Source organism: Neobacillus sp. S1227 (genome assembly GCF_055385255.1).
Window position 1 is genome coordinate 3,478,011 of sequence record NZ_AP038276.1, and the last position, 16,261, is coordinate 3,494,271.

General features: G+C 37.8%; 15 protein-coding genes. 4 read left to right on the top strand and 11 right to left on the bottom strand.

All coding sequences use genetic code 11. The features are described from left to right. Positions 1-18 precede the first annotated feature (18 nt). Positions 19-1,212 carry a multidrug efflux MFS transporter NorA gene (norA, locus tag ACZ5AE_RS17340; protein WP_464565858.1) on the bottom strand — a complete coding sequence of 398 codons (1,194 nt, stop codon included), beginning with the start codon at positions 1,210-1,212 and terminating at the stop codon, positions 19-21. A 106-nt stretch (positions 1,213-1,318) separates the two neighbouring features. Between norA and ACZ5AE_RS17345 the strand changes: the two genes are divergently transcribed. Both ACZ5AE_RS17345 and ACZ5AE_RS17350 read left to right on the top strand, forming a co-directional pair. Further along, entirely contained in the window at positions 1,319-2,155 is an 837-nt protein-coding gene (locus ACZ5AE_RS17345; RefSeq protein WP_464565859.1) for a MerR family transcriptional regulator, read from the top strand. Between the two features lies 1 nt (position 2,156). Further along, entirely contained in the window at positions 2,157-2,597 is a 441-nt protein-coding gene (locus ACZ5AE_RS17350) for a YaiI/YqxD family protein (RefSeq protein WP_464565860.1), read from the top strand. 108 nt (positions 2,598-2,705) lie between these two features. On the opposite strand, the gene ACZ5AE_RS17355 is transcribed toward ACZ5AE_RS17350, so the two are convergent. Then, entirely contained in the window at positions 2,706-3,182 is a 477-nt protein-coding gene (locus ACZ5AE_RS17355) for a hypothetical protein (RefSeq protein WP_464565861.1), read from the bottom strand. A 119-nt stretch (positions 3,183-3,301) separates the two neighbouring features. Between ACZ5AE_RS17355 and ACZ5AE_RS17360 the strand changes: the two genes are divergently transcribed. Further along, entirely contained in the window at positions 3,302-4,144 is an 843-nt protein-coding gene (locus tag ACZ5AE_RS17360) for a S1C family serine protease (RefSeq protein WP_464565862.1), read from the top strand. 295 nt (positions 4,145-4,439) lie between these two features. Here the strand turns inward: ACZ5AE_RS17360 and ACZ5AE_RS17365 are convergent, their stop codons facing one another. From ACZ5AE_RS17365 to ACZ5AE_RS17390, 6 genes are all read right to left on the bottom strand, one after another. Beyond that, positions 4,440-5,366 (bottom strand): DMT family transporter, encoded by a 927-nt coding sequence (locus ACZ5AE_RS17365; RefSeq protein ID WP_464565863.1) that lies wholly within the window; start codon positions 5,364-5,366, stop codon positions 4,440-4,442. Positions 5,367-5,490: 124 nt separating this feature from the next. Beyond that, on the bottom strand, positions 5,491-6,831 hold the full coding sequence (locus ACZ5AE_RS17370; RefSeq protein ID WP_464565864.1) for an Nramp family divalent metal transporter: 1,341 nt from the start codon (positions 6,829-6,831) through the stop codon (positions 5,491-5,493). Positions 6,832-7,003: 172 nt separating this feature from the next. Further along, positions 7,004-8,668, bottom strand: coding sequence for a dihydroxy-acid dehydratase (gene ilvD / locus ACZ5AE_RS17375; protein ID WP_464565865.1), 1,665 nt, complete (start codon positions 8,666-8,668; stop codon positions 7,004-7,006). A gap of 132 nt (positions 8,669-8,800) precedes the next feature. Further along, positions 8,801-10,120 carry an FAD-dependent oxidoreductase gene (locus ACZ5AE_RS17380; protein ID WP_464565866.1) on the bottom strand — a complete coding sequence of 440 codons (1,320 nt, stop codon included), beginning with the start codon at positions 10,118-10,120 and terminating at the stop codon, positions 8,801-8,803. A 290-nt stretch (positions 10,121-10,410) separates the two neighbouring features. Further along, positions 10,411-10,752 (bottom strand): DUF3870 domain-containing protein, encoded by a 342-nt coding sequence (locus ACZ5AE_RS17385; protein WP_464565867.1) that lies wholly within the window; start codon positions 10,750-10,752, stop codon positions 10,411-10,413. Between the two features lie 335 nt (positions 10,753-11,087). Next, positions 11,088-11,465 carry an FAS1-like dehydratase domain-containing protein gene (locus tag ACZ5AE_RS17390; RefSeq protein WP_464565868.1) on the bottom strand — a complete coding sequence of 126 codons (378 nt, stop codon included), beginning with the start codon at positions 11,463-11,465 and terminating at the stop codon, positions 11,088-11,090. Between the two features lie 189 nt (positions 11,466-11,654). Between ACZ5AE_RS17390 and ACZ5AE_RS17395 the strand changes: the two genes are divergently transcribed. Next, the gene (locus ACZ5AE_RS17395) at positions 11,655-12,011 is read left to right on the top strand and encodes a hypothetical protein (RefSeq protein ID WP_464565869.1); all 357 of its coding nucleotides are present in this window, start codon (positions 11,655-11,657) and stop codon (positions 12,009-12,011) included. A 43-nt stretch (positions 12,012-12,054) separates the two neighbouring features. Here the strand turns inward: ACZ5AE_RS17395 and ACZ5AE_RS17400 are convergent, their stop codons facing one another. From ACZ5AE_RS17400 to ACZ5AE_RS17410, 3 genes are all read right to left on the bottom strand, one after another. Next, positions 12,055-13,170 (bottom strand): GerAB/ArcD/ProY family transporter, encoded by a 1,116-nt coding sequence (locus ACZ5AE_RS17400; RefSeq protein ID WP_464565870.1) that lies wholly within the window; start codon positions 13,168-13,170, stop codon positions 12,055-12,057. A 225-nt stretch (positions 13,171-13,395) separates the two neighbouring features. Further along, the gene (locus ACZ5AE_RS17405; RefSeq protein ID WP_464565871.1) at positions 13,396-14,556 is read right to left on the bottom strand and encodes a Ger(x)C family spore germination protein; all 1,161 of its coding nucleotides are present in this window, start codon (positions 14,554-14,556) and stop codon (positions 13,396-13,398) included. Next, the gene (locus ACZ5AE_RS17410) at positions 14,556-16,100 is read right to left on the bottom strand and encodes a spore germination protein (RefSeq protein WP_464565872.1); all 1,545 of its coding nucleotides are present in this window, start codon (positions 16,098-16,100) and stop codon (positions 14,556-14,558) included. Before ACZ5AE_RS17410 ends, ACZ5AE_RS17405 begins: the two co-directional genes overlap by 1 nt. Positions 16,101-16,261: the final 161 nt, after the last annotated feature.

Consider the following 16,261-nt stretch of genomic DNA (forward strand, 5'->3'; position numbering starts at 1 on the left):
AAATTTATTTCAATTTGATTAATTAGCTAATTTAGCCTTCACTTCTTTTGAGGAATTATTGGCTTGCTTCTTCCAAAGTAATGTAATAACTATTCCAAAAGATAAGATCATCGCCGCAAAATAGTATGGGTAGTTGATATCTATATCAAATAAGATCCCCCCTAGAATGGGTCCACTTATGTTCGCTAAACTTGTAAACATAGAGTTCATTCCGCCAACAAAACCTTGTTCGTTCCCAGCAATATTAGAAAGGTATGAAGTAACTGCCGGACGGAATAAATCGAACCCTACAAACACAATAAATGTAACAAGTAATATAGAGAAATAGGAATGAACAACTGTCATTAAAAAAACAAGTATGGCCGATAAAATGAGGCTATATTGAATCAGTTTAATTTCACCCCAGATTCGTGTCAGCCTATCAAATAATATAACTTGTGACACTGCACCAAGGACAGCACCACCCGTGATCACTATTGCGATATCGGATGGTTTAAACTGAAATTTGTGGTCCACAAATAGACTAAAGAACGATTCAAAAGCCGCTAATCCAAATGAGGTAATAAAAATTAACATAAACGCATGGAAATATTTTGGGACAATCATACGTTTGAAGCCATTCTTACCTTCTGAGACCTGTTTATTTTTTTCATCTTTACGATTCGGCTCAGATAATAAAATGATAGAAAGTATCGCAGCAATTGTACCAAATGCTCCTGCAAAGAAGAATGGTATACGTGTTCCAAATTCCGCTAAAAATCCGCCAATACCCGGCCCTATAATAAATCCTGTACTAATGGCAGCAGACATATAACCTAATGCCTTCGGACGAGTATCCAAAGTTGTAATATCAGCAATAAAAGCTGTAACAGCTGGCATAATGAACGCAGCACTTATTCCACCTAAAAGACGAGAAAAGATTAGCATTTGAATTTCTTTGCCGGTCCCAAATAAAAATTCTGAAATGCCGAAAATAAATAAACCAATAACAATCATCATTTTCCTGCCCCAAATGTCTGCCGCTTTCCCTGCGAATGGTGAAACAATCAATTGAGCAATGGCAAACGCAGCTGTTAAATAACCAACTGTTGTTCCAGTAATGTCTAATTCATTCATCAACGTAGGTAAGACTGGAATGACAAGACCAATACCCAAAAAGGCTATGAATAAATTCATTAATAATAATCCTAAAGTGACCTTATTATTCTTCATGTTACATTCTCCTTAACAAAACTAATACAGCAAACCACTTCATTTGTTTACAATTTTTATCCTAGTGTATATAGTTACTATATAGTCAAGGGTGGTGCTATAAAAAATGGATAAAAAAAATGGCAAGTATTTAAGTACAGGGGAATTTGCGAAGCTTTGTAAGATAAACAAACAGACGCTCTTTTATTATGATCAAATCGGACTTTTGTCTCCCCTATGGAAAAATGAAAAAGGTTATCGTTATTATTCAATCCATCAAATAGAGCTATTCTTTGTTATAGATTTATTAAAGGATCTTGGTATGTCGCTAAATGATATTCAACAATATATGAATAATAAATCGCCTGAAAGCTTTTTAACGTTAATGTATCAACAAAAACAAGAGATTGTAAAAATGCGGCAAGAGATTGAAATGAAGGAAAAAATGATCGATGCAAAAATAGCAATAATGGAAGAAGCGTCGCACCTAGATTTTCAAGAAATTACACTTACACAATTACCAGAAGCAACACTTTATCTAAGTAGAAACATTGAAAATATATCTGATGAAGAATTTGTAGAGGTTATTTCAGATTTTATTAATGAATTAAACAAATCCCAACTTGATTCAGGATATCCAATTGGCGGGATAACAAAACGGGAGCATGTAATGAAGGGAGAATTCTCTAATTATAGCTTTTTATATATTGAGCAGCCAAATCCGAAGGTTGGATATCCCTATTTTCAGGCAGTGAAAGGTGATTTTCTGATTGGGTACCATATTGGGGATGAGAAAACCATACATAAAACCTATAAGCGGCTTTTTTCAGAAATGGAGCGTTTAAATTTAGCGCTAGGAGATTATGTTTTTGAGGAGTATATATATGATACAGTTGTAATGAATCATAAGGAAGATTACGTTACCAAAATAATGATGCAAGTGGAACAAAACGCAGGAGGATAAGATGAAAATTTATGTTGATGCAGATGCATGTCCGGTAAAAGATATTATTATCTCGGAAGGTACAAAAGCAGATATTCCTGTGATTCTTGTTACTAGCTTTTCACATTTTTCTAATGAGGAAAAACCAGCAGGAGTGGAAACCATTTATGTTGATTCTGGAGCAGATGCTGCAGATTATCGGATTATGAAGTTAGCAGAAAAAGGAGATATCATTGTTACGCAGGATTATGGTCTTGCTTCGCTAGCTTTAGCAAAAGAATGTACGGTACTTCACCATAAAGGGTATATCTATACAAATGAAAACATTGACCAATTACTTCAAACTCGTTATTTGAGTGCAATGGCTCGAAAAAGCGGAAAACGAACAAAGGGACCAAAACCATTTACATCAGAAGATAGAGAGAAATTTAGAGTGCTTTTTAAAAAAGCGATATCACGTTAATAAGGAACCGGCCATTGTTAATTGAAAATTGGCGAAAGGACAACAGTTTGATTAAGACGGTTGTCCTTTTGAACATTTTTCTAAAACTGAGTACATTATTTCAACTGATTATATCCCAAAAATGCTATCAAGAACGGAGATTGGAGTTTCGTATTTATAGCCGAATTCTCTTCCAGTATAATAAAACACAGGACTTTTTAGGTCATTGGTTAATGAATTTTCTTTTTGCAATTCCTTTTCCAGCTCCACAGGCGATTCATGCAATTGCCCCTGAATACCTCGCTTGCCTTCGCCAATAAATTTCACAGAAACAGAGGCAATTTGCTCTTTTCCTCTCATGATAAAAATATCCCGGCCACCGTCTGCATAAGCTTTTAGATGAAGATCATCGAAAGACACTCTAACCTTATCGTCCTTTTTTCGAATCACAAACCCTCTTTCACGAAAATAATCCTCAAAGCTATCTAAAAATTCCTGAACCTTGCTATGCAGCCCGGGTTCAACAATGGTTTGGAATAGCCCCTGATTTTGTTCCCTTACACGGTTTAATTCTACTTTTAAGTCTTCGATTTCATTCCTATTCATGTTCATTCTCCTCGTTCTTTCATTCCAATCTATTGTATCGTGAAACCATTCTTAACGCCATTTTCTATAGCAAACCGCTATAATTAGGAATATACAGAACCTTTTTATGGAGGATTCACATGGACAAGGAGAATCAGGATTTTCATAGTAAACAGACTGATTGGGAAGCTTTTTTATCAGAGGAAGAGGCAAAAGAATGGGAAAAGGATAAAGCAAAGCGGAAAAAGCGAAGAAAAATGGCTGCTAAAATAGTCAGTTCACTGATTGTTTTTGCCATGTTAATCAGTGGATTAGGGGTGTGGTTTGATGTCTTTAATCTGCCGGCCATTCGTTTTGTTAAGGTGTCCAATCAGCTTTCGAAGAAACCGGAAGTGAAAGAATACAAAAAAGCAGTCGTCACCCTGGAATGGGATGGTATCAAAGGAACAGGTTTTAATATCGCTCAAGATGGGTTAATTGTAACAAATGAACATGTTGTTGATAAATCGAATCGAGTGAATGTGCATTTTAGCAACGGGGATTCTTTTGCAGGCAAAGTCATTGCCAAACGGCCGGAATGGGATCTTGCCATAGTTGATATTAAAAAGGCGAAAAAACTGCCCGTTCTGCAGTTTGCCGCAAAAAAAGACTGGGAGACATGGGCGGGCCAGAAAATACTTTTTATCGGTAATCCGTTAGCTTTTACGCAGATTGCCAATGAAGGAACCTTCATTAGCCCGGTCCTCGTTAACGGATTGGATATTCCGATTATGATGATAGAAGCGCCGATTTATAAGGGAAATAGCGGCCGCCCGGTGATTAATCAGGATGGGCAAGTCATCGGAGTCATCTTTGCGACATTGCAAAACCCGGAAATGGACACCAAAGAAATCATTGGTGCAGCCGTTCCTGCCTATTACATTCAACAAATTCTGGAAGAAACAAATAATGCCAAGAAAACCGCAGGCGGTTCTGAAGGGTGAAAATGGTTCACCAGAACCGTCCCCGTCCAACAATGGATTAACTTAGACGTTTTACAACTCCTCTCTTGATGGGTTTTGTCCGAAGGTTACTCTAGTTCGGACACTTTCCCCTCTTTTTTTGGCTATTTTGTCCGAAGTTACACTTGTTATCACACCACCTAGGTTCCAACGAAGAGCAAAATAACTATAAACCACTCGTTCGTATTAAAATTATTATCATAATGAACTACATTCATGCTTTTTGAAAGTGCAACCCCAAGGAATTACAAAGAGATTATACTCAATTTTTGCTTAATTATTTTGCTAGCACCAAAATAAAAGCCCCCAAAAATATAGCAAAGGCTGTTATACCTAAACCAATGGTAATACTCTCTTCTTTTTTTAGAAAAATTTTGCTTAAAATAACCGTGATGATTGGTTCTACGGCAGCTATTGCACTTGTATATGATACGTGCGTATAAAGTAGTGAAGAGAAGAAACTTAGTTGTGCGATACCTGTGGAAATTCCTGCACCTACAAAATAGAAGTTAATGGATTTAAAATTTCTTATCAGGGTTTCCGAAATGCTTTTTTTATATAATTCCATCAATACAAAAACAAATAAAGCAAAAATAGAACCGATTAAAGAGCCTAATATTGGATCTGCGTAATTAATAACTCCTTGCTTTCTCGCAGCTTGCCCAATCCCAAAACAGACAGCAGCGCAAACCGCCACAAAAACGCCGGTTTTTTTCTCTTTTTGATTAGTATCATCTGCATGATTAAAGTCATATCTGGCTTGTAAGAACAAAGCTAGGAAAATAATACTTATTCCCATACCTGCACCAAAGCTGATATCCTCACCCATTAGAGTAACAGCAATTAAAATTGTGAAAACTGGTGCAGAGTTCTTAATACCAGACGCCCGGGATGAACCAATTCTTCGGATGCCTGCAGATAGAAGAACTCTCCCTAAGAATGCTGTAGAAAAACCAGCTATCAAATAGAAAACAATCCCTTTTCCGTTAAAGGGTATTTTCTCTGAATGACGAATAATGGTTACTATCACAAAAACAACAAAAACTGTTACAACCGAAGAAATGAGCGATACAAAATCTCCATTATCCTTCTTTGAATCTTTCATCCCTTGTTGTATCAATATATAATTTGATGAATAAGCAATAGCGCATAAAACAGCAAACAAGATACCCAAAAGAAGTTCACCACACTTGTTTAAATACATTTTATAAGAATGAACAAATAAGACTGTACTTTATCGAAAGTAACAGTCTTATTATGTTATTTTTATTATTTTACAAGAAAAATTAAACTTTTAATTTATAACATTATTCATTTCTTATATTATATTAAGAAAATAAACCGACTGCTGTTTGATAGGTTCCCCAAAGAGCTAACCCCGTTAAAAAGACCAATAAGATATTATCCAAAGGTTTTCTGGCATTAACACCCATCAGATCTTTTTTATTAACCAAATACAATAGTCCAATTGATACTAATGGCAGTAGAATTAGCTGTGCAGCATTAACAACTACTGTTAGCCAAATAAAGCCAGGCATACCAGGGATAGACCAAATAAGAGGAGCAAACAAAACAACGAAATAGTAAAGCTTGTAGATTGGATCTTTCCTAAAATCTGAATACTTTTTTTGCCTCTCAGGATAAGCACAATAAATACCTTCCATTCCCATTTTAGGGAAACCTGCGGGATACCCGATTACACCACTGAAGCAAGCACCGAATACACCCAAATAAATAATTACTTCACCAATTGGACCCAAAACAGCCCCTAAACTGGATGCCAATTCATTGAAATTAGTTATTTCAATCCCCCTAGGGTGCAACACCTCTGCCCCAATGACCCAAACAGCCAAATCCAAAACAATGATTACGATTATACCAAACAATAAATCGTAATTTTGAACCTTTCGGTGTTCTGGTCTTATATATCCTTTTTCACGCATAAATGTAGGATATAACAGATTTGCCAATGAACCGCCAACAGCTCCAATTAGTGAAGCAACAATCAAAAGTGCATTAAAAGATCCAACCTGTTCTGGAACATCAAATGCAAAAGTCCCTTTCGCCATCTCTCCCCAACTTGGACCTAAATATATGGCACCCCCTATTAAACTTACAGCCATTATTCCAAGTAATATCTTTTCTGCTAATTCTAAATAAGAGTAAACGGACCTGCCGGTAATAAAAAACCCTGCAACCACACAAACAACAGCCCATAGCAGCGTACTGCCAGTTCCGGTCAGGTTAAAAATGGCTTCTCCAGCGCCCTTTGCTAGAAATGCAACGTAAAAATGACCTAACAATACTCCTCCAATGCCTAAAATTACTGGTATCTTCGGAGAAATTTTCCCGTATCCTTCCATTATACTTAACCCTTGAATATTTAATAGCTGAAACTTGGCAATAATGTTAACAAGAGCGTATCTCATAATAAGTGCCAGGGCCAACCCCCACATCAAGGCGTAACCGTAATGTGCCCCAGCCAAGGAGGAATCGACTAAATCCCCTGCCCCAAGCCATGTTAGAACTACTACGATACCCGGTCCAAATGATTTAATATATTCCCAAAAGGTTTTTGGAATCGGCGCTCCCTGCTGTTCTGTGTTTAAGATCAACGTTGGTTGTCCTGGTTGGTTTATATTTAAGTTTGGCTCGGAATTAGATGCCATTTAATACACCACTCCTCATTTTTTATTATTAATACACCTTTAAAAATGAAAATACATAGAATAAAAGCAATTTTCTTCAAAATTGATACTCAATCAGCGAAAGCGTATTCATAATAAAAGTTTATAGAAGCTGCAACAAAAAGTTACAGCCAAGGGATCATCAACAATCCCCTTATTCGAGTAAAATAGAGCCTTTTCTTCCGGACTGAACCACTTTCCTGTATATGCTCAACCATCCTCGTGGAATTTCTTTTTCCTCCGGTAACCATTCTATTAATCTTTGTCTCAATTCCTCTTCAGCGATCAAAACATCCAATTTCTTTCCAATTAAATCAATTCGAATCGGATCTCCATTTTGGACTACTGCAAGTGGACCTCCTTCTTCTGCTTCAGGCATGATTTGACTTACCAAAATTCCCCTATTCAAACCTGAATTCTGCCCGTCCGTGATGACTGCAACTTCTTCATTCATCCCCGCTCCGGTTAAAGAAGCTATAAAATGGGATGCTGTTAATAAAGTCCCCGGTCCGCCTTTTGGTCCTGCTCCACGTATCACAACCACATCTCCGGGATGAATGTTTCCTGCTTCTAATGCTTCAATAGCTTTTGTGCCCGAATTAAATACCTTTGCTATACCTTGAAATACCTGTTTATCCTTTGGTGCTGAAGAAGCTTTAGAAATGGACCCATCAGGTGCAAGATTTCCCCTTAAAATAACAAGGCCAGCGGACTCTCTAAATGGATTCTCAAAACTTCTAATTATTTTTTCATCTACACCTTTAAGTTGATTTAAGTTTTCCAACACTGTTTTCCCTGAAACAGTCAGGCAATCGAGATTGATCTTACCCATCAACTGCTTCATGACACCGAGTGTTCCTCCTGCTTCCTCAAGTTCCTCTATTCGATCCGGGCCGTTCGGACGAACATTTACTAAAAGAGCAGCTTCTTTCGCAACCTTTTCATATAGACTCACGACATCTGTGTCCAACTCCGCTTCAGCAGCAATGGCTGACAAGTGTCTTAAAGAGTTGACTGAGCCTCCAATCGCTAACGCCACTTGGACAGCATTTTCAAATGCACCTTCAGTTAAAATTTGCCTAGGCCGCAAATCTTCCCTTACCATCTCAACAATCCTCTTGGCAGAGCGTTTCAAATACTTAAAGAGTTTTTCACTATTGGCGGCAATTGGAGCAATTCCAGGCAAAGTCATACCTAATGCTTCTGCTAACATATGCATGGTGTTGGCAGTACCAAGACCTGCACATACTCCTGGTGTGGTAATCCCCACGTTTGTCATGTCAGTAAGCTCCTTCAATGACAATTCTCCCGTGGATATTTTTCCAACAGATTCAAACACATCATCTATATCAACTAATGCTCTGCCACACATCCCCCCCTGGTTGTACCCACATGGAATAATAACAGATGGGATATTCATCCTTGCTGCCGCCATCATATGGGCCGGAGCCGTTTTGTCACAGGAAGATAAACAAATCATTCCATCTAACATAGCCCCTTCAACCATGACCTCGATATCATTAACAATCAAATCTCTGCTGGGCAGGATGTATCTTCCTTCCCTCCCCGCATTTGTTATAAAATCACTTGGAGCAGCTGTTCTTATCTCAAATGGAACTCCCCCAGCATTTCTAATTTCATCTTGAACTTTTTTGGATATATCATCTAAATGAATGTAGCATGCTGATAAGGACGATGATGTATTAACAACAGCAATCTTCGGACGTTCAAATTCCTCATCAGTCAGGCCCAAAAATTTCCATTGTGTTCTTCTGACAGCCCAGCTGGTTGTACCTGGTTTAAAATTACTTCTTAACAATGTAATAGCCTCCTCAAGATATAATTATTTGGTCTTTACTGACTTCTCTTGACCATACTCATGAATAAAAATGAATTCACCCCCCTTTTGTTTTTTGGAAAAAATTTCATTACTTTTTAGGGAGTTATAAAACTACCCTAAAAATGCATTTCCTTTAAGCAGCTGTCCTTGTAAATCTTGTATGGGGACATTACGAACTTTGTTTTGACAGCCAAGTGCCAAATAAGCGGCTGCCCCCGCCGCCTGACCAACAGCCATACATACTGCTGAAACCCTTGTTGATGCCTGAGCCTCATGTGTAGTTGAGATATTTCGCCCAGCAGTTAATACATTGTCTATATTATGCGGAATCAAACAGCGATAGGGGATGGTATAAAATTCTCCGGGCTCAATCCAAACCCACTTTGTTTTATCCTTCTCCCCATGAATCTCGAGTGGCCAGGCACTGCAAGCAATCACATCATTAAATTTGCGGCAAGATATAACATCCTCCTGATTGAGAACATAATCTCCTTGAATAAGCCTTGCTTCCCGAATTCCAATTTGAGAACCAATATCGACCACTTTTGCCTTCTCAAATCCCGGTACATACTTACGAAGTACCTCTGCATAGAGGAACACTTGCCTTCTTCCTTCTATTTCGGCATATGTTAACTCTTCTGCACTTAATGGGTTTATGGGTGACCCATCCTCCTGTGCAATTTTCGTGACATTCAAATGGACGACACCATAAAGGGGTGTAATGTGAATGCCACTTGAAACCCTTGGCAATGGATATCCTTCATCCTTTGCTCTCTGAAAATAATTTTGATATTCTTGTCTAGTTATGTGGACAATTTTCTCTATTTCAACATTAGCCATTCGGAACATAGAAGAAGGAGACTGAGTAATGCCATTGCTTCCCACCTTATAAGGAGCACCGCCCATTGCTGCAATATCTCCGTCACCCGAAGCATCTATGACAATCTTGGCATTGATAACAGATCGTCCGTCTTTATTTTCGATAACAACTCCTGTAATCATCTGGTCTTCCTTTACGACTGAAACTGCTTGTGTGTGATAGAATACACGGACTCCTGACTCAGTTATTAATTCATCTGCAACTTTTTTTAAACAAGTAACATCATAGGAAACAGAAGCAGTATTTAACCATCTATGTGGAGGCAGTACCCCATCATAGATTCTTAAACGTTCAATCAATTCCTCTTGAAAGCCCCTTACAACAGGCCTTACTTTTTCTTCCGTTACAGTGAAAATCCCGCAAAAACTCCCCAACGTCACTGAGGTAAGTGTTCCACCGAGAAACCCATACTTCTCAATAAGAGTAACATTGCATCCCAATCGCGAGGCTGTAACAGCTGCAGCAAGTCCCGCAGAGCCGCCACCGACTACAAGGACTTCCGTTTCAGCTATGACTGGGGTTTCACGACTGGGCTCCGTAATTGTTTTCATTTCTAGATCCCTCCAAAGTTTTTTTGTCCATTCGAATTGATTCTCATAATTTTTTCAACCAATCTTTCCACAAATCAATCTTAATCAACCGAGCATTGGTTATAGGCCACCCTCGGAATATGGGAGTTTTCAGTTCCATGGCCTTTGAAAAAAAACAAAAGAGACCCCCCTTTTAGTTGTTAAAACCTAAAAGATAGGGTCTCTTTTTTTCGATTAATGAGTGAATAAGTCTTTTTAGGAAATATTCAAATTAACCGTACAAAGTACCACTTTCTAGATTAATCTTCCATTTATAGTTTATTATAAGATTCAATATACAATTTATATCTGTTATGTACTGCCCTTATAGCAACCAGAATCGATTTTAATGCAGGTCCCTGATAGCGTTCAACGTTTTTAGTGATAACTTCTATATCTGTAAGTAAATTACGACCAATCAATTGTGCTGTTACAAAATCCATTGATAAAGGACTGACCAACGTAATATTAGCATCTAAAATTTCCGATGAACGAATATCTATTACTACTCCAATAGCAATATTCCCAAAAGTTTGCCTTACCGAAGTATTTTCAGGAGGGCTCCCATTACCAACAAAATACATAATATTAGGATCAGTATAATCAATGGACATAAGTAGTATCACCTAATTTATTATTCTCAATCTTTAATTGATATAATTTTAACCCTATTCTTACTTTTCTGTCAATTTGTTTTTAAATTTTTTTGATTGGGGAAGTTTTTCTTTATTAAACTGTTTTTCTTATTAATCTTAAACTTTCCCTGCTGTCACAGGGCTAATATGTAAATCTGGAAAATGATAGATAGTGTACGTTCGGCTACTTCATAAACAACCAATATTAAAAACTGTATTGACAACGGCCATTAGCTAAATGATTTTAGATATTGTATGTTAAAAAGCATGATTAATCTTATATATAAGGGAGTTTAGGCGAAAAAAGATTTAATTTATAATATCACGCCCGCAAAGTTTCCTTTCAATACTAGTTTCTCATTCTGATTTGTGCACAAGAAAGACGCCATAACGGCAGTTCTATTATTCTCTTGCTTTTCGAACTGCTCGATTGTTACTTCACATATTATGGTATCTCCCGTAAAAACTGGTCTTAAAAACTCAAAATTCATCGTACGAGCGAGTACATTGTTATCTCCGCCAACCTTTGTCGGTAATGTAGCCGTTAACAAGCCTTGAACAACCAGTCTCCCCTGTTCATCTGGATTAATATGATGATTCCCTTCATCCATAGATACTTTTGTAAACATTTCAACATCTTCTTGTTTGAATGTCCGTTCAAACTTAATGATGTCTCCTACTTTTGTCGCCAATCTGGTCTCCCCCCTTGAATTTAATGCTATTCATTAGTATAGATAACTTTGAAGATTCCAACAATTGTTATCTTTTTCACCCCGTATATACCCACAAGCGAAAGGATTAGATATTTGTCCACACCACGATTAACAACAAATCATATTTTATTGTAGATGAAAACGGTATGAAAGGAAGATAAAACCACTATGGAGTTTGAGAAAGAACACAAGCTTCCACTGGATGATGCCGACCCCTTTACAAATCTAATGTTCGGTAAGAAACGAAGAGCCCTTGAAGAAGATCATACGAATCAATCAGAAAAATCCCCAGACCGCCACGAACCTTCCCATGCACCCCAAAGGGATCCTTGGTTGTTTGGGGCAAATAGTACCCATACCCCCCCACAGGTTCACAACCAGTACAATCAAATCGAATATCTTCTTAACCAAGTAGATTTAATATTGCTCATGGAAACCGTTGATGAGGCAGTTAAAACCTATAAACTATATCAACCCATATTTAAGGACGTTTCAACTTACCTTAGAAAGTTCTTTAAGAAGTAAGCCATTGACCGCCGTCCGTATTAGTTTCGGATTCCTTCCACTCTTACGTCTTCAATTTGTTTCCTGCTTTGTTTTTCTTAATGGATTGTTTTATGGTGTCCACCAATAAATATACTAAAGGAATGAACTCCAAAAAGTATAAATAAATAGGCAGATAATGGTAGAAAAGGCTATTTACTTCAGCCATTCCTTTTGCCGTGTTGATCGATAATGCAACCATAACTGCCGCTAACGAAAACGTCAGTGGACGATGATCTTTTAATCCAAATAGATGGGCAAGAATTTGAACAGAGATCGTAAATAAAACGGTTACTTTCATAAAAACCATTGTTGCCCAAATCGAGATTAATAAATGATCCAAGTTTTGAATGAAATCTGCGATTCGAATATAGCGAATCATCTCTAAAAACGGATAGGTGAGATGACTGGATAAGTTCGGACCAAAAAGTAATAATAGCCAAATAATGTTTTGGGATATAAATAGAAAAGAGAAAAATATCGCCCAAATGATGGATTTTAGCGTTTTATGCTTTTGCGTTAAATAAGGGAATAGAAAAAGTAAAATAATTATTTCTCCGTAAAATGGAGCAAATTGGAAGATACCCAAAGAGATTCCTTGAACGCTATGATTCGTAACAAAAGCAATCCATCGTTCCCATCGCAATTCCTTACCAATTAAAATGGCGTTCCCAATATTACCTAGAATCACAAGAAAAAACAGCCCTTGGGCGATCCGGAATAAATTTTCAAAGCCTAATCGGGCTGTGACCGCTACAACCAATCCAAACATGCAGCCGACCGCCCAATTGGGTGTTCCTGGGAGATAGGTCTGGACGATGAAATCTTCATATTCTCTTAAAATTATGGCACTTATTTGCAGGAAGGAAATAAAAAATACCACCATGATTGGAATATGAATCCATTTAGGAAGGATCTCACTACCATAATTGACGAAATATTGGTTAGGTCTTCGTACCGCAAGTTTTATGACAAAATAAGCAAGAATAATTCCTGCTATGCCGCTTGAACCAATAACTAGCACAGAATCGTATTGAGATAGGTAAATTAGGTTACTGGCAGCAAATCCAACCAATGTAGAGAAAAAATAAAGAATAAAAAAAAGCATTAATTGATTCTGAGTAATCTGTTCGGTTTTCAAAGGAGTCCACCTAACCTAATATTTTCTGTTGAATCGGTTTAAAAAGGAACTGAATTATATCACTTGGATTGGGCATTTGCTCGAATAATACTGATGAAATGCAATACATAAAGGAACCCCCCATGACACAAAAGACAATCCAATAGGTTCTTTTTTTGCGATTTTTACTTTTTAAATACGTCCATTCGTATAAGAAGATAATCAGAAATCCGATGATAATTAAAATCATGATTTTTTTTCCTTTTCCCAAAATGGATTGTTTTCAGCGCCCATCCGTTTGATATGCAAATCAACCTGAACATTAATTTTTACTTTTTTTTGATAAGATTCAGGCCATTCGTTTTTAACCATTTTCCATATTTTCGGTTTATGCCAGGATAAGTATTCACCCAATTGGAACACATCTGCTTTAACCTCTTGGGAAGCCTTCAAAGTGGTTTTAATTCTTTTTCGGATTTGCTCTTCCGCTGTATGCTCAACTTGAGCTATTTGTTTTTCATTAGATAAATTCATATTGGAATGAGATTCAGAAATATTCCCATCCGCTTTTATATTCACATTAAAATTGAGCGGTTCGTTTTTAGCAGGGCGAATCTTTGCGTTTGCGTTCGTGACTAATAAACTGATTAGATGCTGATCGACCGGCGCATTGATCGAAACTTCGGCACCTTTTATCAGGTTGCGAAGCCAGAACGCCCCTCGGCCCACCTCAATGTCTAATTTCCCGACCATATGATAATTATGGAACAAAGCCATCTCGCCGGGACTGACAAAAAGCCCCTCCTTTCCGCCCTCACTATGCATTTTTATCGTTTTTTTTGTTAATAGGCCGACAATCATATCCCCGCTAGTTGTTTCAAGGAAGTCTTTAGGTGTTGTATCAACTGTCACCTTTCTTTGCGCAAATGAAATGGGAATCGCACTTGGAAATCGTTCAAATATCGGAACCAATTTTTCGATATCTTTTGCTTTACCCGGTGCAACAAATAAAGATTGATTGATATTCAAACTTGGTTCCCGAAGAACAAATTCTAATATATCCTTAATACCGTCCCTAGCCATATCTTCGCTGATGATAATCATCCTGGTATGTCCCCAGCTAATACTTCTAGGAAGGGTGGATTGTATTTTCTTATAGGCTTCCGTAAAGGTTTTTCCAGTTGCAGATTGAATCGAATATGGTTTTCCAGTCGTTCCTGCACCGCCGAGATCACCCGGCACAAGGCGATTAGGCAAGGTAAAAGATAGACTTATCTCCATGTTGCCATTGGCGGCCTTATCAACGTAGATGCCGGAGACAAAAGCGCGTTCATTAAGTTCATATTGTGACCAGCAGCCAGTTAATAGAAATGGGCCTAACAAGATAAACCATTTTAGTTTTTTCATTAATCTTCATCATCCTCGAGTATGGATTTCTCGATATTGGAACGAATACGATCATATGACCCGGAAAATGAGGGCCTGCGCTGCATCTTCCACCATGGGGCACGGATAAAAATATCCTTTAAATCGCTGGTTCTAAGCGGTGCTGTTGGTGAAAGATAGGGCATTCCAAACGAACGTAAGCTTACAACATGAATATAAATTAAAATAACACCAATCATTAAGCCGAATATTCCAAATGTGCCCGCTAAAAACATAAGTGGAAAGCGAAGCAGCCGGACGGAAAATCCTAAATCATAACCAGGTATGACGAAGGAGGCAATCCCGGTAATCGAAACAATGATCACCATAATGGCAGAAACAATTCCTGCCTGTACGGCTGCTTGGCCGATGATAATTGCACCAAGGATCCCAATCGCCTGCCCTACTGCTTTAGGAGTACGAATCCCCGCTTCCCGTAAACCTTCAAAAGCCAGTTCCATCAATAATGCTTCCACAATGCTTGGAAACGGAACATTTTCCCGTGATGCCGCAACACTTAATAATAAACTGGTAGGAATCATTTCCGGATGAAAGGTGGTAATGGCTATATAAAAAGATGGAAAGGTCAGTGAAACGATTAACCAGCCATAGCGAAGCTGGCGTATAAAACTTGTAAGAAAATAGCGTTGATAATAATCTTCAGCAGCTTGAAGAAACATGTAAAAATTCACAGGTGCTATAAGCGGAATGGGGTCACCATCCACAAATATAACAACTCTGCCTTCCAGCAAGGCGGCTGACGCTACATCCGGCCGTTCTGTTTTTTGTGATTGCGGAAACGGTGATAATGGCCGATCGTCAATACACTCCTCAATATAGCTGCTCGCTAAAATGCCATCGATCTTAATCCTGTTGATTCTTTGTTTCACTTCTGCTATTAAATCATCACGGCAAAGTCCCTCAATATAGCTAATAATGACCTTTGTTTTTGTATAATCTCCAATGACAAGTTGTTCCATTTTTAAGGCAGGGGATTTTATTCTTCTCCGAACCATGGTGACATTCGTATGGATATCCTCCAAAAATGCCTCTCTTGGCCCCCTAATGACATTTTCATTCGTGGTCTCACTACCGGTTCGCTTTTCGAAATTTGTTAAAGGAAAAGCGATCATCCGACTGTCACCTTCGAAAAAAACAATAATTTTTCCATCCAGAATGTTTTCTACTGCTTCCTCGATATCAGAAAGGATGCTGGTACACATTGTACTAATGGACTGTAAATCCAGTATTTTATGAATCAATTCACTTGGTGATGAAGCAAAATGGGGTGAAACAATATATTTTAACACTTGCTCATCAAAGACTTGCTGGTCCACCATAGCCTGCAAAAACACAATGCCGCAGCGCGTATGATTGGCAGTTAATTCGTGAAAGGTGATGTCAATACTTTGCTGGAATGTTTCTTTAAACCATTCCATTCGCGCATCAAAATCCGCCCCTAAAAAAACTTTTCTATTTTCCTTTTGAGTTTGCTGCATCCCTTTCAATTTTGAAAAAAACGACATCCGTCTCACTCCACGAACTTTTTGTTAGATTTCCCTCTTTTAGTAAAAGTATTTTTTCTAACATAAAAAAACAGAGAATTAGTTGATTCTTCATTTTTGCTTCAAATAATATGTTATTACATAATCCAAATAAAAATAATCCGCCCCAATCACTTTGTTGG